The sequence below is a fragment of the Pelagicoccus mobilis genome, from assembly GCF_016595505.1.
Taxonomy (GTDB): Bacteria; Verrucomicrobiota; Verrucomicrobiia; order Opitutales; family Opitutaceae; genus Pelagicoccus; species Pelagicoccus mobilis.
Genome location: NZ_JAENIL010000056.1, coordinates 12,273 through 36,291 on the forward strand (window position 1 = coordinate 12,273; position 24,019 = coordinate 36,291).

Below are 24,019 nucleotides of genomic sequence, written 5' to 3' on the forward strand. Positions count from 1 at the left end.
CGTACTTCAAGTTTCCCCCCAAGCCTACTGTGCAGTGAGCTGACGATTCGTTTCATCCATAGCAGCTCTCGTATCCAGAAATTGCTTCATCGCAGTTTCATTCCCCTGCTTCTGGGCTAGCTCATAACCGATTCCCACAATATCGTAGGCAAGCTGGTGACGCCCTGTCCCATTCAACGCCTCCGCTAAATACGCGTAGTAATCCGCGCTCTCTGGTTTTGAATCGAGCAAACCTAATAGCAAATCGGACGCTTTCTCGTGATCGAGCTCCTCGAGATAGCAGCGAGCCAGCAGAACAGTCAGCTCCTGATCCTCGGCATCCAGTTTTCGAGCCCGCTCGATAAAAAGCCGAGCACGGGAGAAATTGCCTTCCTCCAAGGATGCCTCTCCCATCGATCGATAGTAACGCTTACTGTAAGCGTCCTGCAATTCTTGAGACACACCTTCCTTCTTAGCCGCTTGAAGCAGTCTGGGTACCTGCCGGTAGTCTCCCTTGTCTAAATACAACTCGACCATTCTCAACGATTTGTCTCCCTCCGAGATCACACCTTCCTCAACTAGGGATGTGAAAAAGACCTCTGCCTTCTCCGCATCTTGGACTTCGAGATAGAGCTCCAACAAGTGATTGAAGTAGCGCTTATTCTCAGGATCGAGCTCCAGTAGCGATTCGAAGGAGGCAATAGCAGCTACGCTGTCTCCACTCCATCGATACAATTCGGCGAGACTCCTTTGGATCATTTCGTTATCCGGATTTTCAACACGGCATCGCTCTAAGACAGTGATTGCTGCCGCGCCATCCCCTTTTTTCTGATACAGTTTCGCCGCCAAGGCAGCCGCTTGAACGTGCCCAGGGTCCAAATCATTAGCGACTTTGACATGCCTCATCGCAGTGTAGCGTTTGCTCAGATTGTAACTGCAAAGTCCGAGCAGATAATGTCCGGTCACACTCGATGAGTCATTGGGGACACGAGCCCTCAACTCCGCATAACACACTTCGAGAGCTCGCTTTCCAAGCTCGACTTGCCCCTCTTTCAACAAACGAACACCTTCGTTCATCTCCTCACGAATCCGCTCAAATTCGGCAGACGCTTCTTGAGATTGCCCAAAGCTCTGCACACCCACCCCGAGACAAATGAGCGCTGTGCCGCAGAAGGTACAGGCGGACCGAATGCCGCAAAGCCACGCACACATTTGGGACAAAATTCGAGACATGATAACGATCTTTTTCGGGGTACAGGGTGTTCTAGTAACAAACACTCGCCCCGAGCTCAAACCGAGTCAACTGACGATATTTTGCAGGCTCCTTCCCAGCAACCCACGAGGCCACTAAACATCTTAACTTAACGGATTTATGGACAAGAGGACTAGGACACAACCTGCAGCTTTGCTCTAATCGTCACGAGTAAGCAAAAAGAGCGAAATCCCCGCCTAACCGAAGCCCACCCCCTTACCCAAATAGCACTCAGGGCCCATGCTTACCTTCCACTAAAAATGAATAAGCTACTACTCCCCTTCTCCTTGCTCGCAGTCGCGACTCTTTGTCCAGCAGCGCCAAAATCCTGGCAAGTGGACTCTCCCGATATGCGGACCCGAATCGAACTCCAGTTAGAAAACGGCAAGCTCTCCTACTCCGCCGCCTTTCAAAAGACCGCACCTGCTTGGCAGGTTGAAGCTTCAGGATTCCAAACACTGATCGCGCCCTCCCCGCTTGGTGTAAAAACAGACTCGGAGGATCTCAGTTCTCAGCTCGCTCTTCTCAGTGAGAGCGAAACGCTTAGCCGCAGCGATCCCTATACGATGTTAACCGGAAAGCATGCGTCACTAGACAACCACTACAACGAACGCGTCATCAGTTTCGTTAACAAGTCCGGAACGACTCTCGAAGTTCATATCCGTGCGTACAAGGAAGGCGTCGCATTCCGCTACGGTTTTCCGGGTACAAACGGAACTCATACAATCGTTGCTGAGGAAACGGGATTCAAACTACCAAGCAACGGAAAAAAGTGGATCTCCCACTACTCTCCAGTCGGTACCTGGGCGCCAGGCTATGAGGAGGATTACCAAAACGGGGTGTCTATCGGAACCCCATCTCCCAAGTCTGTGGGATGGGCCTTTCCCGCACTCTTCCAAACCGAACCTGCATGGATTCTGCTCACCGAATCCAACCTCGACGGAAACTACTTCGCTGCCCACCTTGAACCAGATCCGAAGGATGGACTCTACCGTATTCGCCTTCCGGAGACAGATGAAACCTACGGAGTCCACCCTCAGACCTCGACAGCCAAGCTTCCTTTCTATTCCCCGTGGCGCGTTATCATGATCTCACCAGATCTCGCAGGGATCGCAGAAAACAGCCTCGTTCACCATCTGGCCGATCCTTGCAAAATCGAGGACACCAGCTGGATCAAGCCCGGCCCCTCCACTTGGAGTTGGCTCTTCGACCATAGCAGCCAAACCGACTATGACCGCCTTATCCCATTCATCGATCTCGCCGATGAACTCGACTGGCCCTACTCCATGGTAGATGCAGATTGGCACATAATGGAGAATGGAAACATCGAACAGGTCATCGAATACGCGGCCGAACGCGATGTAGACCTCACCGTTTGGTACAACTCGGGTGGCCCTACAAACTTGGTAAAACCTATCGGACCGGCCGACAGACTCCACTTGGCCGATACGAGACGAAAGGAATTCGCATGGCTGCAATCCCTCGGAGTAAAAGGAATCAAAGTCGACTTCCTCCAATCCGACAAGCAAGGCCAGATTCAGCTCTATATCGATATCATCGAAGACGCCGCCGACTACGAGCTCCTGGTTTTCTTCCACGGATGTACCTTGCCGAGAGGATGGGAACGCACCTACCCGAATCTCGTATCCATGGAAGCCGTTAAAGGCGGCGAACAACTCTGGAGCCAAAAGTTCGCCGACACGATTGCGGTTCACAATACCATCCTTCCCTTTACCCGAAACGTGGTCGGCTCCATGGACTACACCCCATTCCTCTTCCAAGGCATGGGCCCCGAGATCACTACCAGCACAACTTGGGCTCACGAGCTCGCCACCACGATCGTATTCGAGAGTGGCATACAACACGTCTCCGAAACCGTAGAGAATTTCGAGCGACTCCCCTTCTATGTCTGGCGCTTCCTAGAAAACCTGGAAGTTGCATGGGACGAAACAAAACTCCTCTCCGGACATCCTGGTGAAAACGTCGTCATTGCTCGCCGCAAAGGTGAAACTTGGTACGTCGCCGGCCTCAACGGACAAGATCAAACCCTCGACTACAGCTTGGACCTATCATTTCTGCCTAGCGGAGTTCATTCTCTCGAGTTGATCGGCGACGGAAGCAGCAAGACCGAGTTCTCGCAGTCGAAGCAGCTGATTCAGAAATCAGACAAGGTGCAAATCACATTCGCTCCACGCGGTGGCTTCGTAGCAACGATTACCAAAAGGTAAGCGAATGCCTCCGCTTGGCCAAGCGGAGGCTCATCTGGACAAGCAAGCTAATCCGTCAGAATCAAGCGGCGGTATGATCGCTCTGTATCCATCGTATCAGACAAGTAGTTAGTAAAAATCGGTTCGAGCTCGTCGGTGTCCTTTTCCTCGTCCGCTCGACCTGCTTTGGTCGCCAGTACCAGGGGACCATGGTAAGCAACCCGACCTACAAATGCCTGAGCATGCCCTTTCGCTTCGGCGAACTGCCGGGTCGAGCTGAGTATCTCACGGTATCCTGAATCCAACACCCCGCTCAGGCTCACATCCTCACATTCATGCAAAGACACCGTACACCAGCCGTCATCCAAACCGCCTGCACTCGATTTTGCCTCTGTCCACCAATGAGGAATAAATAGCTTCAAGCGTTTCACCGAAGACTCATTGTTCACCACGCGAAGCGTCATCTTCGCTTCATGCGGGTACTCCGACTCAATCGAAAGCTTCAGCCCATCCCACTCATAATCTCCCGGCAGTAAGAACGGCAGGTAGAGCGTGTCACCATCGACAATCGCTTGAAACTGAGACATCCGAGCCAAGCCTTCCGCTCCACGCATCGTACAGCACCAGTGCGACTCATCAGTCTTGTAGAACAAGTCCAACTCACCGTCAGAGCCCGGACAATTGTCACAACCAAAACCGCCATTCGATCGCTGCCCATGCCCGAGCGCATTGAACCAAATCAGCTGAGCCTGCTCGAGTAAGACATCATCTTTGGTATGTAACCAAAGTTCCATCGCCACCATAAGCGAGTCGACCACCGCACACGGCTCTGTCCACTGAGGGCGACCGAACCAATTGAAGTTCGCGTGCGTCTCCGTCCATGCGAGGTCGATATACAGTCGGTAGCGACGCTCAATCTCCTCCATCAGCTCACTACGCCCTGTTAGTTTCGCCCAACGAATAACGCCGCGACACGCCGTGAGAGTCGCATGCGTCTGCGCTTGAATCAGGTCGAGATCCATCTCCAAGAAGCGACCGATCATCTCCTCGATCAAAGGCGAGAGTTCGTCTCTCAAACCGAATGCCTCCGTCGCATCGATCAGTCCTGTCATCCCAATCGTAAAGCACCCAACATCCGTAGAGAGGATCCACTCGCCAACCTGCTTGAGATGCGAGCCACTATAGGAACCTCCGCTTTCGCGAGAACTCGGTTCAATCGGGTATTTTTTGTACGCACCTTTCGTAGGCAAAAAGAGATTGTTGATAATCGGAAGCGCGAACTCTCGGGCCGGACTTTCCGGATCCCAGCGGTGCAACTCGGCCAACGCCTGCAAAACCCATCCATGAGACGACAATTGCTGTTCGCTTATTCCATCATCATAGATCCGCCCATAATAGCCTCGCTCATTAAGTTCGCTTGGCCAGAGCCGCAACGTCTCCTCCAAATAACGAGGTGCATGCCCCGTCGCCTGAGACAGCAAGACCCATCCTAGCAGGGTACGACCTTCAATATCTCCCGGCCAACGCTCAAAGGCCTTCTCGCGTTGGAAGATATTCTGCGGCCAGAACTTCTCTTCTTCGAGACGATTGAAATTCCTCTGAAGACGATTCCAGAGATCTTTAGTGGGCGTAAACGCTCCGAGTGGACTAAAACTCATAACAACAAAAACCTAAACCGCGTAGTCTATTTACACCTACACACCTTCACCACGAACAAAACCTTCGTGCACTCTTAGTGCCCTTGGTGGGCAAAAAAACTTCAATTCCGAGCTTCGTAATCCGCATCCACCTCAGCCTGAAACGCATCGAGGATGGCTTTCATTTCCTTAGCTACTTCCGGTTTCTCAGAAACTAGATTCTGCTTTTCGCCAATGTCCTGACTGAGATCAAAAAGCAAAGGCTCCCACTCGATATCCGATTTCCATGTCGGCTCGCTCGAGACCATGTACTTCCACTTACCCTTGCGCACCGCGTCGATTCGGCCTGACCCTACAAAAATGGGCCGATCATCGAGATCATGACTTTCTCCGCGTAAAACCGGTCCGATCGAAACCCCATCGATTGCTGAATCCAAACTTTCGATACCCGCCATCTCAGCAAAAGTAGGAATTGTATCCAATATGTTCACTGCAGTATCAATCACCTGCCCCTCCGGGATCACGCCCGGCCAGCGATAGATCGCAGGCACACGAATGCCTCCCTCAAACGAATACATCTTACCACTGCGAAGCTCGCCGTTCGAACCAAGTCCCCACTCGATTCCCTCTACTTTTTTCCAAGGTCGCATCGAAGCACCATTGTCACTGACGAAGACGACTAGCGTATTCTCTTCCAGTCCAAATACCCGTAGAGCACGCAACACTTCGCCAACTCCCCAGTCGAGTTCTTCCACCGAGTCACCGAACAATCCGTTCTCGGTTCGCCCCTTGAAATCTGGAGACGCTCCCAGAATCGTGTGCGGCATGGCATGAGAGAGAAACAGAAAAAAGGGACGATGATGATTCTCCGCGATGAAGCGAACCGCCTCCGCCGTGAACTGCTGAGTTAGCAAATCGTTATCGATAGGAGCTTCCACCACTTCTGTACCACGATACATCGGGATCGGAGGCCAAGACTCGTTGCGGAAACCTTCCTGGGGATGCCCGGGTCCCATATCATTTGGATACGGAATCCCATACCACTCGTCGAACCCCTGACCGAGCGGCAACTGCTCTTCCTCCATGTGCCCGACATGCCATTTACCAATACAGTGACTTTTGTATCCGTATTCCGATAACCATTCGGCAATCGTGACCGCACTCGGATCAAGACCACCTTCACTGGTCGGCCAAAGCACCTCGAACAATCGCTCTCTCGCCGGGTGACGTCCTGTCAAGAACGCTGTCCGCGTCGGGGTGCAAACCGCACTCACATAGAAGTCCGTAAGCCGTGCTCCTTCTGCTGCAAGCTGGTCTATCACCGGAGTCCTATGCTGCGTACTTCCGTAACAACCTAAATCACCGTACCCTAAGTCATCGACCATTATGTAAACGAGGTTCGGCAGTCGGTTCTCTTCCTTTGCACTCAAAAAAGAGAATAAGAACAAAACCCCGAGGGAGAAAACTCGAATAGAAAAGAGGAATGACGACATTATCAACAAACAGAGACTCTAAGCATCTCGAGATCAAAATAAGGTTTACTAAATCCGTTACTGTTCACTGCTAACCTAAACATTAGGCAAGTGCCCTTTGTGAAAAGAGCAATTCAATGAGTCACTCTTTGGCTCTATCTTAACGGAATAAGATATACAATGGGTGACCGATCTGATCCTGTTTAACAGGTTTCCATCTTTTCCCAAAACTCGGCTTTTAGCTTTCAATTTCCCTCATTCGCGACAATGAACACACTCAACATAAACACCTGCACTACACTCAATGACGGCATTGCCATGCCCATGCTCGGACTGGGCGTTTTCCAGATCACCGAGGCGGATGAGTGCGTCAAGGCTATCCACTCAGCCATCGACTCCGGCTATCGCCACATTGACACCGCAGTGGGCTACGGAAACGAAACTGAAGTTGGAAAAGCAATCAACGAAACCAAGATCGCTCGGGAGGATTTGTTCATCACTACCAAGATCTACTGCAGCGACTTTGGAACCGAGAAAACCCGCAAATGTGTCGAGACGAGCCTCCAAAATATGGATACCGACTACATTGACCTGTATCTTTTACACTGGCCGGTACGCGAACGAACAGAGGAAGCCTTCGAAACCTTGCTCGAACTGAAAGCCGAGGGTAAGGTCAAGTCTGTGGGCGTGAGCAACTTTACTGTCCGCCGCTTCGAGGAGCAGTTTTTCAAGAGCGTCGATACTCGCCCTTCTGTGAACCAAGTTGAACGCCACCCCTACTTCGCCAACAACGAGCTCCTCGAATACTGCCGAGAAAAGGGAATACAAGTCGAGGCGTACTCTCCACTCGCCCAAGCTGGTGCAATCAAGGACCCAACGATCAACGAAATCGCTGACCAGTACGGGAAATCGCCAGCTCAGATCATGATCCGCTGGCAGCTTCAGCAAGGAGTTGTCGTCATCCCGAAATCTGTAAATCCAGAGCGTATCAAACAAAACGCGGACGTATTCGACTTCCAACTATCCAACACCGACATACAGACGATGAACGCTCTCAACAAAGACGAATCGATCATCACCTGGCGTCCGGAAGACGACTGGTTCTAGACAGAAAATCAGGAGGGCAACGCTCCGTCGTTGCCTTAAAACGGGTAACAAAACAAAAAAAGACGCCCACGAAGCATCCGCCCCATCACACAAGCACATCTCCCCCTTAACTCGCCACTCGACGCTCTTCAAGCTCGCTTCTCACCCCTTCCATTCGTTTACGCGAGAGAGGGTAGAAAAACAGGAACAACATCGGAATCGCTAACAAAACGCCGGGCATGATCAGGAATGCCTTAAACAAGCGGTCCACCACTTCAGCAGGCTGGGTCTCCAGAGACGGATCGATCCCAGCAACATACTGAACCACAATCCCTGTCGCCCCCGCAGATGCCGTCAAAGCGGCCTTGATGAACCATGAATAGAAGGAGTTGAGCGAGGCCTCCCGTCGCTTTCCGGTTTTCAATTCATCCCAATCCGCTACGTCGGCTTTCATAGAGGGAAGAATCAGCCAGACCGATGCGGATACACCCGCGTTCAAGGCAGCAGGTAAAACCTGAAGATAAGGCATGTCCGGGCGGATACAGTAGAAAGCAACAAACTGATTCAAAACGCCTCCCACCAAGATAATCGCGAGCACACTCTTCTTATCCAACTTCTCAGCCAGCCATATCCAAACAGGAATAAACGCCAAGCCCACTACCACTTCACCGGTTCGTTTGACCAGCTCCAACATTGTCGCATCGCCAATCGCCCCGTCGCTCACCTTGAAGAGGTTCACATAGTAGCCCAACTGTCCGATGACAGTCGCTCCGAAAACGTGGAAGAAGGAGATACCAATCAAAATCCATAAAGGACCGCAGGTGAACGACTCTTTCAGGCTCGTCGAAAACTTCTCCTTCTTTTGCGAGACAACACTCTTTCCGTAGTTTCGCTCCTTCACGAATAGAGCGGGCAAAACCCCAACGATAAGCATGACGATGGCAAAAGGAATACAGAGAGTCTGCATTCCCACAATGATACCGGCCGCCCCAGCAGACTTGTCAGCTAGCCAATCGCTCGCCAGCCAGAGGATCAAAGCTCCGAAGATGATATTTATTTTCCCCACGACCGTCATCGCGGCCGTGACACGTGTTTTTTCGTCGTAGTTCGGAGTCAGCTCTAGTTGGAGCCCATAGTACGGCATCGACCAAAAACTGAATACAAGAAAGAAAAGGATTCCGAAGCCGACCAACCAAACGCTCAATACCGTGAACTCCAGCATATCGCCTCCTACACTAAAGGAGGCAAATACAGCATCTGGATCTGCACCGAAAAACTGGACGATGTTCGGCATGTACCAAAACGCAGGATACAGGAAAGCGACGAAAAAAGCCGCCACCAGAATAAATGGCCGGCGACGTCCCCAGCGGGTTCGCGCGTTGTCAGATATGAATCCAACCAGAGGATCACTAAACGCATCCCACAGGCGATAGATCATCAGGATCACGCCTAGAACCGCAGCGTTAATCCCGAGGCCAAGGTTAAAGAACGGCATCCACAGAGTATTAATCGTGGTATTCGCTGCGAACATGTCCATCGACTGCCCGATCGCGTACGCCGTTTTTTCCTTCGTCGGTACTCGTTCGGATTCGGGAATTTTATTCACCGCCTTCATCTTGCTCGTCGTCGGGTTTCAGAGGGTTAATCCGAATTCTTCGGAAGGTGTTTCGACATAAGTGCATCGAGGTACTTGGCAAAAGCCTCGTCTCTACCTTCGACTTGGTTCACGTAGGTGTGCAATTCATTCACTGTTTCCGTGAACCAACGACTTCCCTTTTCTACATCAAAATCCAGATGTCCGGGTTGATCTTCCTCAAGATACGGCCCCAAACCTTCAACCGTATAGTAGACCGTCGCCAGGTCCCAACTCGGTCTCTGGGCTTCCAGCGTCGACTTATCGAACTCCCACAACCAATCCCGATAAGCGGTTCGTACGATATTTCCAGGCGACGTTTTAATCAACGATTTCCCGGTCAGCACAAAGTCCCCCGCATTGATGAAGGTGATCGGTACCGGACAGGTATCGATCGCATGTTTGGTGTAAGGAACAGTTCCATTCCGGAAGAAGTTCCAATCTTGAGCGTGGTAACCATTATCACTGTTCGCTCGCAACCCTCCCAAGGCCACCCATCGACGCACTTTCTTTCGAACGAGCTCGATCCCATTCAAAGACGAGACTTCGTCTGCCCCTGAAGATAACAATTCGCTGATCCCAGTGGTGTGCCCAATCGTTACATACATCACGCTGCTATCTTCAGCGTTTGCGAGAAGACGGCGATTCAACTTGGTCTGATCTTCTGCGTCATCGGTACCTATCCGTTTGTGTCCAAATGCAGCTGTGTCCTTTGCCAACTTCTCAGCAAGCATCTTGTCTATAGGGTCTCCCACGTCAGTTTTTTTGTAGGCCCCAATTGGTAGGTCGGGTTTTCCGAAACATGTGTTAATCGCATCAATCACGCCCACGCCGTATGGGATTACACCCGAACTGTAGATCACACCGAGAATTTCAGCTTTACCGTCCAAGGCATAGCTATGCAAAAGAGCGAGAGCTCCCACATCATCGCAATCGGACCCCATGTCGGTATCCAAGATCACTTTCACTTTGTTCGACGCTTCACTCATCATCGATGCGTTCGAGAAACAGGTTGAAACGTTCACTGTCCCACTCAACCTTAACTCTCTTTGGAGCTCTTACCATTCCTTCGATTTTTCCTGACGCATCACGTCGCCACTTGACCTCAACAGCCTCATCAGTTCCAGGGAACGGAAAAGCCCCTTCAGCGAATTTTAGATCGCTCTGGATTTCAATTTTAACCTTCGAGAAGTTAGGAGCATCGGGAAAACGAACTCCCAAAGCCTCCTTCGACAAGTAGTACATCGGCGACGCTGACCACGCATGGCAATGGCTTTGCTTGAAGTGGAAAAACTCAGGAGTCGTCACCGCACCTTGCTCGAGAAACCATCCCCACCCTTGGCGAATCAGACTCTCTGCTAGATTCGAGAGACCGAGAGCATAAAGCCCCTGGAATATGAAAAATGAATACGCAGGACTGAAACGCGCTCCATTCTCTGGATCCTTCTTATCTAGGAAAACGTGAGATAAGGTCTTACTCAGATGCTCGCGAATCCGCTCCTCCTGCCCGGTGTTAGTCGACTTCGAAACAACTGCTAAAATGCTCGCATGCGGTGACTGCGTCCCGCCGGCTAAGTTATCGTTGAAGCAACCAAGCTCTTCATTCCAAAAGCAAGAGACTGCCGAGGACCGCACCCTTCCTAAACGCTCGGACAAACGGTCTGCTTCGTCCAATTCACCCAACTCGCGCGCAATGAGAATAGCGCTCTCGAGCATTAAAACGTAAGGAAAGGTTAGATTCGCATTTGGTCCTGTCTTATCTTGCTCAGAGGCTTCAACACCATTGTCGCCATGCAGTCCCCCGTACGCGGACTCAACTCCGTGTAGCTCCGGCCAATCAGCATTCAGCAAGCCATCCTCCCGCTCATCGGATAGATCGTGAAACCATTGCATCGATCCCAACATAGCCGGCCAATCGTCTCGCAATCGATCAAGGTCACCCGATGCCAAATAATACTGCCAATACCCATCAATCGCTTCGATCGCGAAATCGGCGATCGTATAGTCACCTTTGTTTGGATACACGCAGCGGAACTTTCCGGTATGATCAGGAGATTGGCCATAAAGCTCCATGCAACGTCCCATGAGCTGTGTATCGCCATAGGCGGCAAGGCCGTTGTGGAACTGGATGATCACGTCACGCAGATACATCCCCCTCTCGCGTCCAGAACAATCAACGAACACATCTTCCATGTTCGCCTGCTGAGTACGCTCGCACATTTCCCAAATAGAATTGAGCAATGGATCCGAACAACTAAAGTGCCCCAGTCGCGTCACCGGATAGTGGCAGGAAAGAAACTCCAGATTACGAAGGGTCACATCCGACTTCGCGCCACGAACCGTAAGGCGTAGGTACCTCGTTCCACGCGGCTGACTCGGACGAAAGCGGCAGACAGCCTCCGTCGGGTAGATACGATCTCCAGAAGTATAAACAGGGTTCTGCAAGAGCTGCGTCTTATCCGCCGTAAGGTGCTCGTTGTAACAAAGGTCTACCTCGGCACCCACCGCTCCCTCGAGCTCCAGATGAGGCAGGACAAGCCTCATCTGCCCGAAGTCCAAACTTACAGAGAAACCGTTGGGGTATTGATCAATCGAAAAGCTCTTACCGGCTACCAGTTCTTCAGCAGTAACACTCTCGATTGGTGCTTCATACTGATCCCACTGGCTACGACGTCCCGCATTAATAGCGCGATGCTCCTCCTCAACATCAATCCACTTCTCCAAACCAAGATGGATCGAATCAGCATCTGAGATCCGCTTTTCAACTACAGACTCTAGCTCTTTCGGGTCATGTGGACCTGAGTAGAGCAAACAACTTGAATCACCAGCTTCTTTGTTTGCGGAAAGCGAGACTCCCGACGCCTTAGGAAAAGCGATGTAAAAGGTGTAGCCATCATCGATAACTGTCTCCATCGCTACGAACGCATTCCACCCCTCTTTGAGAGGGAGGACAAAGTCCTTGCGCAATCGATCCGTATCGCCTGCTGCTTCACACTCGACACCATTTACAAAATAGCGTCCCCAATAGAGGCCGAATACCACGTTTTGGTCTCGCGGCGAGTGTATCCAAGTTGCGGTTGCAAAGGCCATCGTATCTCGTCCCTCAAATATATCAATCTCACCATGAAATGAGGGAGTCGGCAGAGAATAACCAAAACAAACCTCGCGATCAGACAGCGGCTCGACTTGGCGATACAATTCAATGGGAACCGGCTGCAAGTCCATGAATGGGATCGTGCGAGCACTCAACTCACCCCATACCGACTGGTCCTCCAGCTCAACGGTACGGCTCCAGCCCGAATCATCGAACTCCGGCAATAACCAGTCAGCTTCGTCTTTTTCCTGATCAAATACGTCTACAGTTTCGAGCGCGAAGCTCATCTTGGCTGCATTCGGGTCGAAAGCCTCGTAACGCTTTACTCTCCAATCCGAATCCTTACTCGTCGCCAACTCGATTGTAGTACCATCATCATCCGTGAGCTCACCCCAAGCGATAAAACCACCTTGTACAGAATTATCCTTGAAGGTCTTGCAACCAAAGGACTTCACCAGCACGGCAATCACATTGTCCCCAGACTTCAGATACTGTGCAATATCATGCGTGTCGAATTGAGGATTTCTAACATCGAAACGGACCGGACCGAACTGCACGAATACCCCATTTACGAACAATTGGTAGGACGTATCCGCAAAAACCTGTACGAGCGCCTTTTCGGGCTTCGATCGAAGCGCAAACGTCCGACGAAACGCTGCAAAGCGATTCCTCCCTTTCCCTTCCCGATCGTACCAAACAAACTTTGCCGAGTCAGTGTTCATTCCAAATGCTCCTCCCCTTCCCTTTCCCTAGGAGTCCCCAGAGGGTAAAGAAACTTTCCTTCTCAAAAACAATCGTGGATCTTCGAGTGAGATATTCATCTTCAAGCGACTCAAGGTAGCACTTCCGTCGCCATCCGGATCCTCATCCACGATTTCAAATTTTGGCTCGTCGTCGATTTCATTTAAAGGCTGCCACGTCACCAGATCTTCGCTCCCCTCAAACACATCCAACACTCCGGAGGTAAGCTGACTCTGTCGAAACTCCATCGAAACAGCAATCCCCTCAGAGCTTTTTGAATAGGCAACCGTTCCCATAGCATTTGGTTCAAAGACTAAAGGACTCAAATCACTGACGAACTCAACCAAGTTGTTATTTCCATCGCCATCTGGATCATCCAAAGGTCCGCTCCCAAGCCCTCCCCAGGGAATGTCATTCTTCCACTCGTCATACGCGACTCCGGGAGTAGCGAGCAACACGACGTACAAGCTTCCTTCGGGGAAGTCGAAGCTTACGCCTCCGCTTTCTTCAGTGAGAACGACCTCGCCGACTGGCATCCCATTGGCATCAAGGGCGTGCGCTTCGTATATCCTGCGATTGTCTACCGAAACCCTTACATCCGTGCTTTTCATAACCCAAGGAGCCTGTCCGTAATTTGTTATTTCGTATCCAGAGTATGTGTTTCCCTCCGAGGTAAAATCAGTAGCCACAGACTCCCAGTTAGTAGGACGGCTCGGGCTCGCCATTTGGACTAGCACTTTGGAGGAGTTTCCGATTGCCTTGGAATCCAGGCTGATCGTCGTTATCGAACAAGCTCCTACCTTTACTTCGTAGCTTACCGAGCCGAGGTTTTTACTCACCGGTTCGTAGCAAATCAGGGTCTGAACCTTCGGCGAATCGATGGTAAACGTCCTTTCCGCTGTACTCAAAATCAGCTCGTCAGTGATACTGGTCACGCGGACCCCAGAATCGAGCGCCTCAACATATCCATCAAAGTCGTCAACCAGTTCGGTATTCGCTTCCGAACTATCAAAGTGCACCTCGACCGGCCCTACCAAAAACGCATGTGGGTCCACACCTCCATCAAGATTCGATTCAGGAGGAAGGTTGCCACTATCGCGATTCGGGTCAAAGCTCGCGCTCTCTGCAATCACCGGCGAACGTCGATCCCACATCGATTCCAGCGAGCGATGCTCCTCAAGGACCGTATCCCCTTTTTGGATGTATCCACTTCTGAATGCCAAGGCAGCAGCCGGAAACTGCCCAGCCATTTCTGGATTCATGAATACCCACTTTTCCTGCGAGGGCTTATACCCATTCGCAGATCTTGGAGGAGCAAATCCCTCCGTCTTTCCTACGAACCAAAAATAGGCATCGAAACCCGAGAGCGACGAATAGGCAGATATCAACATCGGCCCTTCAAAGGCAGTATCCATCGGCATTACCCAGGTGCTTTCCGTTACCATCATTGGTTTTCCGGCAGGCTGCTTTACACTAATGGGGAGTGAAAGAATTCCGTCATCCAGAACCGACGTTGTGGTGTAATAGTCTCCGTTTTGAACAGCCCAGCCCGCATCCCATTTGTTTGTCGGATTAACATGAACACCCGAAAAGTATCGATTCAGAGCAACGACATCGGAACTTTCCGCATAGCTGTAGCGCTCGCTGTCTTGGAGATAAACGACATCCGCAGTCTTCCAGTTACCCGCATTCACCAAAACAGGACAATTCAGATCTTCCCGCACGAAACGAGCGATCTCCTTGTTGAAGTCGATCATCGTTTCCACGAAGAACTGCAGCTGGTCGTTCATCCGAGAAGACTCTCCAGTACTCACTCTACCCTCTCCTTTCAGATACCAAATCCCAGCCAGGCCGAACATCTCCTGATCAAGATCGTCATCCAAACCAACCGTGTCGCTCGACGGCATCGAGTTCTCTCCCCACTCGGCTAAAACGTTCTCCAGGCTGCCGTATTTATCCACTGCCCAAGTATAGAATAATTTCCCCAGAGCAGCCTTCGATTCGCTCGGCATCCGATCAACTGTCCAAAACAAGAGGCTGTCTTCGTTCTGGATCTGAAAGATCGCTAGGCTTGGTTCCTCGGCTAAAGTCTTGCCTCCCAAGTGGGGAGTTGGAGTAGTGAAGAGTTTACGCAGCCACTCCTTATAAGCGTCCTGCAAGGCTTCATCGAAGAACAAGTGCCCCCATGGTTCATTGTATCCTCCGCTCTTCATGTTCCTCGCCCAGTAAGGCGATACGACGGAGTAAATCCCTTCTTCACGCATAGCCCCCACTGTACTCCAGATCCAATCCAATTCCCCCGCGTTCACGTCGGTGATGCTGGGAGCGCTATCACTCGGGTTGATGTGAGAGTGAAGTCGAATCAAGTTTACCCCACGCTTTGCTAACCAACGCGCGTGGTGGTCCAGGTTTTCCTGATTCTGCCATCCTGGTTGACTCCAAGCCTCCGGGTTGCCGCGTCCCACGTTCGTGTTCACCGCCCAAAACCGAATAGACTCTCCGTTCCCTTTTACGAAGTCACCCTCCTCGTCGTACGATATCCAGCCCGCTTCTCCTGCCGTATCCTCGTTGAGATATCTAAGATCGAACAGAGCAGCCTCATCAAAGGCATCACGTTCAGGCTCAAACGACCAGTCCGCAGCGAAGCCAGACACAGCCAGCAAGGCCATAAGGACGAGCCCCAAGGCAGCTTTCCGAGGGACAATATTCAACCAGAGTTTGTTTAGGGTACTTGAGGTCATCAAACGATTTGGATAGCAACTACCCCAGGCAGATTCTTCGACGAATGGGGTTGCTTAATTTGCTAACTCATGACCCGCCAAAGCACGAAGTGGCCGATAACTTAATCCGTTTAAACCTCGGCTTTAACTGCACTCTAAGTCTCCCTAGGGAGAATCGGTTCGAAATGGAGTCAGCGGGAGTCCCTCCCTCGAAAACACATTCACCCGTGGATTATTGGCCCAACCGTAACGGACGGCGACTGGAGCATCGACCTTGTCACTCCAAACAACGATCCGATCTTTCCCTTCCAGACGAGCTTCAGCGTGCACGAACACGCCATTCTCACCAGCAATGGCAAAGCCCTTGGGCGAAGGAACATCAAAACAGTATAATCTCTCTCCGACGTAATCGAAGCTCAAGACAGCCTTATTTCCTTCGATCTCCATCGAGCTGTATTCCGGGCTTCGATACTCCATTTCGATTTCGTACTGATTCGCCAAAGCCCAACGAGCAAGCCGCTCAGCGGGTACTTGTTTATTGCGCGGGTGAATGTCCCTACCTTCACCAACATCAATGATCACTGCCTGCCCCCCATTGGGAATATACTTCATCGTAGCAGTCTGCGCTTCCCGAACCTCCGCCCAGCTGTTCTCCTCAACCGCACTATCCGTCTCATCTTTAAAGTCTGCTAGTTGCACCCAATAGAACGGGAAATCGCCCTGCCCCCATTCATCCCTCATCGTAGATATCATCAACGGAAAGGTCTTGTGGTATTGCCGGGCACGTCCCGCATTCGTCTCACCTTGATACCAAATGACTCCCTTTATTCCGTATCCAAGAATTGGAGCGACTCCACCGTTGAAGATATTGGCCGGACGGTGCTGATTGATGCGAATGTCGTGAGGTTTACGCGGAGAACGCCCCTTTCTCCCGTCTTCTATCCACTTGGCTCGCTGAACCTCGTAATCCTGTAGTTGCTTCTCAAGCACTTCATCAGAAAAGGCGGCGATCCGCTTATCCCAATCAGGCAGAATTCCAGCGAGTTCCGGGTCGCTCTCAAAGGCGTATCGTGGCATCCAAGCTTCCGCGGCGGATCCGCCCCATGCATTGTCGATCAAGCCGATCGGCACCCCCAATGTCTGCTGCAACCGCCTGCCAAAGAAATAGCCAACCGCAGAAAACTCTCGTACCGAGTCTGGTGAACAAACTTCCCACGCCCCCTCGAAATCATCCTGCCGGACTTGCGTGCCGTTTTTCGGAACGGTCAGAAATCGAATCATCGAATTGTTAGCGGAAGCGATCTCGACTTCCGCATTGTCCGACGCAGCCACCGGCCATTCCATGTTAGACTGCCCCGAACACACCCAGACTTCACCAATCAGCACATCGCGAACAGTGAGCTTGTTTTTCCCCATAACAAGCAGCTCGAAAGGTCCTCCCGCCTCCATTGGCTGCAGCTCGACTTGCCACTTTCCGTTCTCATCCGCCTTAACCCTCAAGCTCTGCCCATTGAATTTAACTCTGACTTTTTCTCCAGGGTCAGCAGAACCCCAGATCGGTAATTCAACGTTCCGTTGAAGCACCATGTGATCGGTGAAGACGGATGGTAGCTTAACCTCAGCCGAGAGCTGAGCCCAAAACGCGAAAGCGACGATAAAACATGCGAGGGTATTTCTAAACATAGCGACTCTTCCTATCTCCAGATTGCAACTACAGTCAATCAGCTTACGGGGATCGAATCCTCTCAAACCGCCCAATCAGCAGTCCGGAACAAGAACCCTAGGTAACGCCCCATTGGATACAAGAGATCCCCAAACGACTTGAACCGGATCAGCTACGCGAAGGTCGCCTGAGCAAGTCGCGAATTGACATCAAAAGCCTCACACAGTCCACGCTCACAGCCAATTCTCGCCCCACTTCCATCACCCGATTTACCAAGTCTGGCCGAACAGCAGGTTTCATCTTCTCAATCGAACAAGAAAGACCTTCATCTCTTTGTTCTTCTGAAACTTACAAAAGACTCTCGAAAATTAGCCTGCCCCTTTACTGATTTTAATAAACGGATTAACTAAATCCCAAACAATGGGTGTCGCTTCCCCTACAGGCACCCTCTTTGATTGCCTTCATACACCCCGCGAAAAGGAGCAGATAATCACCCCCTGCAACGACCGCGCCCCTCCTTAGAACTGATCTAATGATAATAACGCGAAAAACAAAAGTCCCACTCCATTGGACGTTCTACGCGCAGCTGCCCTTGTTGCTAAGCATCTATGGCGCCTTCGTCATCAATGCCCCTTTTCTGCTCCTGATAAAGAAGTTCATCGACAATCCAGCCGCCATCATGGGGCTGATCAGTATCGAGATCTACATCAGCATCATGGGGACACCATTCATCTCCTGGCTGAGCGACCATATCTGGACACGTTGGGGACGTCGGAAATTCTTCTTCGTCATCGCTGACGTCGGGCGAGCTCTCTGCCTGATCGCAATGCCCTTCGCCCCCAATCTTTGGTCCTTGATCATTCTTCGCTGGCTATTCGGCGCTGCAGGCGATTTTGCAGGCATGACCCAAGCCCTCATCTACGAGGTCGTACCCCCACCACAACGCGGTCGCCTCTCAGGCTTTTTCCAAGGCTCGATTCAGTTCGGAAACATCCTCTTCTTCTTCCTTCTGCTGGGTCGCTTCGACGACTACTACTTCATGGGCCCCTTCGCTCAGGTCACAGCCCTGAATGGGGGAGCGATCATGTTCTGGCTGGCAGCCATCCTACTATTCGGCATCGCCGCTTACGAAGGACTCGGCTTCAAGGAGATCAAGCCACCTGACGCGAAAAACCTCAACTCTGGCCGTAAGCCCGGCCAATCCATCTTCGTCCACTTCTTTAAGAACTTCTTCAAGGACGTGCTCTCGAAGGACCTGCTCCCAGTCTATCTGGTCACGCTTATCGTCGCCATGTTCAATGTGCAGCTAGGCGTCTTCCTCCCCCTACTCTACACGGAGCAATGGGGCTACTCTCTGCAAGAAATGGGAAATACGCTGGCGATAGGAGCGGTCTTCGCCATTTCATTCGCCTTGTTGTCAGGTTGGTTCGCCGACCGCTATGGGAAGATGATGACCTTCGTCCTCGCCAATGTCGGCTCGCTTGGGATGAACGTGTTTTACTTCATTTGGGTCTACAACCAACCCGACTTCCGCCCAACCTTAGTCCAAATCGTCGTCATCGGAAACGTCACTGCGATCTTCCTCATGATCAAGGGAGTCGTGGGCTTCCCGCTTATGATGGAATATGTGGAACGCAGCCGTATGGGCGCCGCCAACGCCGGTATCCAGATTTCCCAGAGCATCTTCAGAAACGGTCTGCTTTTCTTCGTCGGAGTCTGGCTCGCCTGGTGGTCGTACTGGTTCTTGCCGCAAGCTGGCTACAACGTCTCCCTCACCTTTCCTGAGGAGAAAAGCGAAGAACAACTGGTCTCCCAACTGCAGTCAGCCGGCGTAAATCCCGAGGAGTTGGTCCTTAGGCCTGAGCACCAGTTCGGAGTGGATGGTGAAACCTCAATGCGCTGGTGGATTCACCAAAACGACAAGGAGGCTCAAGAGCTGCTTGAGGAGAAGAAAAAATTGAAAAACGAACTCGGCTCGCTCGAGACGAAAGCCGACTCCCCCTTCCTAGAAGCAACCGAAGCGGAGGAGATCCAATCACAAATCGCAGCACGCGAAACAAGGATCACCGAAATCGACCAAAAGCTCGAAGCAGGAGTCGACAGCTTGAAAGCGAAACTCATGCCTGCCTTGGAGCAGTCACTCTACGAAGCGGGATCCCAAATCCGAAGCGCCTCATTCAGCAACGAAACCCTCTCACTCGGACTCACGACGATCGAGGAATTCGATGAAAGTTTAACCGAACGACTCATCACCAACATCAGCGGTCCACAGTTCGCTCTCGTCAGAAACCAAAACGAGAACGCCGCAACCCGATGGAGTCCAGACGTAAGTATTGAGTCAATACAGGGTCAAACTCCGGGCGTAAACATCGACCTCAGTTTCGATCCTATCTTCCTAGATCTCTACGAAGGATTCTATCGAAAGACTGAATCCAACGAGAAATCATTCGAGGCGAGTTCAGCCATTATCAGTCTAGTGCGAGCCCTAATCGGACGCGGGCCGAATCGTTTCGAGCTTTCCGTCGACCAATCCAATGAGGACGCATCCTCCATTTCGATCGAACTCACCCTCCTTGAGCGAGCTCTCATCGATGACTTGGAGCTGATTGCCGAAGGAATTTCAGAGGAGAAACTCATTTCTGATGTGGCACTCGCTTCTACGTCACCGAGCGAGCATCAACTGACACTCACTCTGGAGCAATCAGACAAAGACATCGGCGAGCTGCAACCACGCGCCATTGAAGCTAGCGAGCGAATCGACGAGCTCCTTGGTCAAAGAGGCAGCCTCAATCCACTCATCGTAGAAAGCTACATCCGTGTATCGGATACACTAGCGGCAAGCCCCTTCTACGTGACCATTCCCGAAAACACAACAAAGAGCGCGTATTCCGAACGCGAATACGAGTACTTCTTCTCAAGCAAAACACTTGAGATCGCGACAGATATCATCGGTTTCTTCATCATCATCTTCTTGCTGATAATGGAGAAGCGCGGAGTCATTCACAGATTTGGAGCAGAGGAGGACGAGAATCGATGAACCAAGGAGATCTCTACAAAGGCGACCCTACAATACGCCAAGGCGAAGACGGCCACTGGTACCACTATCCAGATAAGGGCGGCCCAAAACTCGTTTTCCTAATCGCAAGCATACTGATAGTCCTCCTCGGTTTCTGGCTTAGCTGGGATCCAGGAGTACGATGGCTTTTCGGAGAACGAGAGACTGCTCGCATCACTCGGATCGTCATGGAAGAACCGGGAATCGACCCCGTCATATTCCGCTACCGGAAAACCATTCCCGAAGGTGACCACTTAACTTATTTCAGTTACACTGCCTCCATCGAAGAAGAGGACGGCAGCACCAAAGATTTCCAACTCGCTGTAGGGAGCCGAAGAACCGCCTTCTCAAATGTGAACGATCTTGTCGAAATAATTTACTTCGAGGGCGAGTCGCATGCATACGAACTACTGGAGCACCGGACCTGGTCTTTCGGCCTCGGTTTTCTCTGTATCGGAACCGTACTTACAGCTTGCGCCATCCCCACCCTGCTCGCCGTAGGACGCCCCATCAGAATCGATCCCGAGTCCCAAGAAGCGCTGGCTGCGGCCGACCACTCCTAAGCGCCGTAAAACCAATGAGAAAGCTGACTACGCCTTTGCAATCCTTCTCGGCTTCGCTTAGTTAATCCGTTGAACTCGTTTCCGAATAAACTGGGTTTATAATTGTTAACTCTGACAGAAAAATGCCCCGCCCCTCCCAGAAACTAATCGCCCAAAAGTTAGGAATCTCCACCGCCACAGTTTCACTAGCGCTACGCAACAAAGGGACTGTTTCAAAGAAACTAGCGGACAGGGTAAAAGCTGTGGCTGAGGAAATTGGATACAAACCAAACCCCATCCTAGCCTCACTCGCCTCCCAGCACTTCAAGTCTTCAGAAAGCTCGCTCGGCATTCCCATTGCTCTTATCGATTTTCTGGATACCCCCTATAACAAAGCCAGCTATTTCAATCCGATTCAGGAGAGAGCGCACGAACTGGGATACTCGATCACCCACATCACCCCAAAGGAGCTTAAGAGCTACCACTCTCCTGACAAAACACTCTACAACCGCGGCGTGCAGGGCATCATCCTACTCGGCCCCGTTTCCGATCGGACGTTTCGCGATGACTTCGACTGGAGCCTCTTCTCGGTCCTGCTCTGCGGACGCTTCCTCGCCCCACTACCGTTCGACACCGTCCGGCCAAACATTTTCCAATCCGTCAATCTCGCCTACCAGCAGGTGCGAGCCCATGGCTACAAGCGCATCGGTCTGGCGATCGGGCGACACGAACCGATGATGGAGGACGACGCGTCACGCTATTCAGCGGCCCTCGGTATCCAAAGAATCGAAGAACCCGACGCGGAGTTGATCCCCCCTTATTTCGGCCCCCTTGAGGACGACCAAAAACTAGTCTCCTGGGTGAGAGAGCACGATCCCGACTGCGTCATCGGCTTCCACGTCGGACAGTGCTCAACCATGAGAGACGAAGGCATCAATATCCCCGAAGACCTGGCCTACGCCTCCCTACATATCGCGGAAAGCCAAATCATCGGAGGAGAGAAACCCCTTTGCGTCGCGGGAAACGAACAAAACAAACGGGAAATCGCGATCCAGTGCATGAACCTCATGGACCAAAAGGTGAAGTATCACGAGCGCGGCATTCCAGAGTTCCCCAAGCATATTCTGATCAACTCTACCTGGCTGGACGGGGAGTCCTTGCCTGATAAAACGAAGGGCTGAATTACTCCAAAACTCAATCCGCGAACGGGATTCCTAAAATATAAACGGTTTAAGGAAAACCAGTTCCGCTAGGACTGGAAACGCGGACACCAGCCAGCTAGACTTCGTATTAAATTTTCACCCATTCTATGCCTCTTTCTAATACGAAGCCCAATATTCTATATATCATGACCGACCAGCAGCGTTTCGACGCGATGTCGGCTCATGGCGGCCTCGCCCAAACCCCGCACCTAGATCGACTGAGCCAAGAAGGAGCAAACTTCCACGGATTCTTTTCGAATGCCCCGGTCTGCGTCCCTTCGCGGTGCTCTCTCTTCAGCGGGCAATACACCTTGACGCACGGCGTACTCGAAAACGACGGTCGACTCTCCGAAGACTCCCCCTTCCTGCCAAAGGATCTGGCGGAAAACGGATACAGCCTAGGCTATTTCGGAAAAAACCACCTTCTCGACGATCAAGATCCGAGACTATCAATCTTCGACGCCTTCGACATCTGCGAGGATGCCAATTGCGTAAAAGAAGATCTACGCGAAGTTCGCCAGGAATTCCTCGACTATCGAAAAGCTCGAGGAGAACGACTCGGAGAATTCGGCAGCTGGGCCTCGGCTGACTTCCACGACTATCCAGAAGAAGTCACCGCCCCCTACATTCTAAGGGAGAAGGCTATCCAATTTATCGACCAGCACGACCGCAAGGATCCCTTCTGTGTCGTTCTTTCCTTCGAAGATCCACACGTGCCTCATGTAGCCCCCAAGCGCTTTGAAGCGACGCATCCACCTGAAGAGATGCCGATACCGAGCTACCCAGAGGAAACCTTCCAAAACAAAGCATCACGCTACGACATAAAGCGGATCGCCCAAGGTTCAGCTGACGCCACAGATAGCGACAAGCAAAAGTACATCGCAGTCTACCACGCAATGATCAGCTGGATCGACGAGAATGTTGGAGCCGTACTTGATCATCTCGAGAAAACGGGCCTCAAAGAGGACACCATCGTCGTATTCACTTCCGACCACGGCGACTTCGCTTTCCACTGGGGCATGTGCAAGAAGGACCTCGATCTAGTCGACCACCTCTTACACGTTCCCGGCATTATATCATGGCCTGGCAAGATCGAACCTCGGGATATTCCCGCTTCTCAAACCCTTGCTGAAGCGATCGATCTCTTCCCTACGCTGCTAGATTTCGCAGGCATCGACATTCCGAAAGAGAGCCAAGGCAAGTCTCTAAAACGATTTCTACTCAATGAAACCGACTCGCACAAGCAGCTCGTGTATTCTGACATCTGCTACGAGTGGATGAAGAATCCGTACAAGGACTACGATGCCTTTATAGATGACTGGAAAAAGGCATCTGTAAGCAATGAGCCTCATCTCCTCAGATGGACCGCCCCATTCAACGTACCTGGTGACCACTCCCGAGCAGTCCGTAGCCAACAATGGAAATACATTTGGTACCACGATGGACACGAGGAGCTCTATCACGTCGAGGAAGACCCAGAAGAGTTCTTTAATTTGGCTATCGATCCCGCCTACGCCGACACCCTCGCAGCGATGCGCCAACAGCTAAAAGAAGCTCCCGCAAGCAAAGCCAAAACCGAGGCCTCCTAACGAAGACTTTCACATCCATAATCCTAATACAAAAGCTCTAGCTCAATCGGCTAGAGCTTTTTTATTGCTTAGCGGCCACAGCACCAAGGTAGAGCCCGTTATCCCCAACGGGCACCCTCAAAACAAATGGCCATTGGGACAACGGAC

The 24,019-nt window shown here is 51.6% G+C and carries 14 protein-coding genes; 6 read left to right on the top strand and 8 right to left on the bottom strand.

The window, feature by feature from the left end; all coding sequences use genetic code 11:
- Positions 1-24: 24 nt before the first annotated feature.
- Positions 25-1,212: a tetratricopeptide repeat protein gene (locus JIN87_RS22785; protein WP_200357942.1), complete on the bottom strand. Its 1,188-nt coding sequence runs from the start codon at positions 1,210-1,212 to the stop codon at positions 25-27.
- 279 nt (positions 1,213-1,491) lie between these two features.
- On the opposite strand from JIN87_RS22785, the gene JIN87_RS22790 reads away from it, so the two are divergent.
- On the top strand, positions 1,492-3,459 hold the full coding sequence (locus JIN87_RS22790; RefSeq protein ID WP_200357943.1) for a glycoside hydrolase family 97 protein: 1,968 nt from the start codon (positions 1,492-1,494) through the stop codon (positions 3,457-3,459).
- Positions 3,460-3,506: 47 nt separating this feature from the next.
- Here the strand turns inward: JIN87_RS22790 and JIN87_RS22795 are convergent, their stop codons facing one another.
- Positions 3,507-5,096, bottom strand: a complete 1,590-nt coding sequence (locus JIN87_RS22795; protein WP_200357944.1) for a glycoside hydrolase family protein — start codon at positions 5,094-5,096, stop codon at positions 3,507-3,509.
- 101 nt (positions 5,097-5,197) lie between these two features.
- On the bottom strand, positions 5,198-6,568 hold the full coding sequence (locus JIN87_RS22800; RefSeq protein WP_267909439.1) for a sulfatase family protein: 1,371 nt from the start codon (positions 6,566-6,568) through the stop codon (positions 5,198-5,200).
- 246 nt (positions 6,569-6,814) lie between these two features.
- On the opposite strand from JIN87_RS22800, the gene JIN87_RS22805 reads away from it, so the two are divergent.
- A complete protein-coding gene (locus tag JIN87_RS22805; RefSeq protein WP_200357946.1) occupies positions 6,815-7,654 on the top strand; it encodes an aldo/keto reductase in 840 nt (279 codons plus the stop codon).
- Positions 7,655-7,760: 106 nt separating this feature from the next.
- Here JIN87_RS22805 and JIN87_RS22810 read toward each other — a convergent pair whose 3' ends face one another.
- The 5 genes from JIN87_RS22810 to JIN87_RS22830 form a co-directional block, all read right to left on the bottom strand.
- The gene (locus JIN87_RS22810; protein WP_234033575.1) at positions 7,761-9,248 is read right to left on the bottom strand and encodes an MFS transporter; all 1,488 of its coding nucleotides are present in this window, start codon (positions 9,246-9,248) and stop codon (positions 7,761-7,763) included.
- 26 nt (positions 9,249-9,274) lie between these two features.
- Positions 9,275-10,234: a nucleoside hydrolase gene (locus JIN87_RS22815; protein ID WP_234033576.1), complete on the bottom strand. Its 960-nt coding sequence runs from the start codon at positions 10,232-10,234 to the stop codon at positions 9,275-9,277.
- A 13-nt stretch (positions 10,235-10,247) separates the two neighbouring features.
- Complete coding sequence (locus tag JIN87_RS22820) at positions 10,248-13,082, bottom strand: alpha-L-rhamnosidase-related protein (protein ID WP_200357949.1); 2,835 nt, start codon at positions 13,080-13,082, stop codon at positions 10,248-10,250.
- 27 nt (positions 13,083-13,109) lie between these two features.
- Positions 13,110-15,842 carry a hypothetical protein gene (locus JIN87_RS22825; protein WP_200357950.1) on the bottom strand — a complete coding sequence of 911 codons (2,733 nt, stop codon included), beginning with the start codon at positions 15,840-15,842 and terminating at the stop codon, positions 13,110-13,112.
- A 144-nt stretch (positions 15,843-15,986) separates the two neighbouring features.
- Positions 15,987-17,504: a sialate O-acetylesterase gene (locus JIN87_RS22830; protein ID WP_200357951.1), complete on the bottom strand. Its 1,518-nt coding sequence runs from the start codon at positions 17,502-17,504 to the stop codon at positions 15,987-15,989.
- A 512-nt stretch (positions 17,505-18,016) separates the two neighbouring features.
- Here JIN87_RS22830 and JIN87_RS22835 point away from each other — a divergent pair.
- The 4 genes from JIN87_RS22835 (at position 18,017) to JIN87_RS22850 (ending at position 23,872) form a co-directional block, all read left to right on the top strand.
- Positions 18,017-20,521, top strand: a complete 2,505-nt coding sequence (locus JIN87_RS22835) for an MFS transporter (protein ID WP_200357952.1) — start codon at positions 18,017-18,019, stop codon at positions 20,519-20,521.
- Positions 20,518-21,102: a hypothetical protein gene (locus tag JIN87_RS22840; protein WP_200357953.1), complete on the top strand. Its 585-nt coding sequence runs from the start codon at positions 20,518-20,520 to the stop codon at positions 21,100-21,102. Before JIN87_RS22835 ends, JIN87_RS22840 begins: the two co-directional genes overlap by 4 nt.
- 122 nt (positions 21,103-21,224) lie before the next feature.
- On the top strand, positions 21,225-22,262 hold the full coding sequence (locus JIN87_RS22845) for a LacI family DNA-binding transcriptional regulator (protein WP_200357954.1): 1,038 nt from the start codon (positions 21,225-21,227) through the stop codon (positions 22,260-22,262).
- Between the two features lie 128 nt (positions 22,263-22,390).
- Positions 22,391-23,872, top strand: a complete 1,482-nt coding sequence (locus JIN87_RS22850) for a sulfatase family protein (RefSeq protein WP_200357955.1) — start codon at positions 22,391-22,393, stop codon at positions 23,870-23,872.
- The last annotated feature ends 147 nt before the right edge of the window (positions 23,873-24,019 follow it).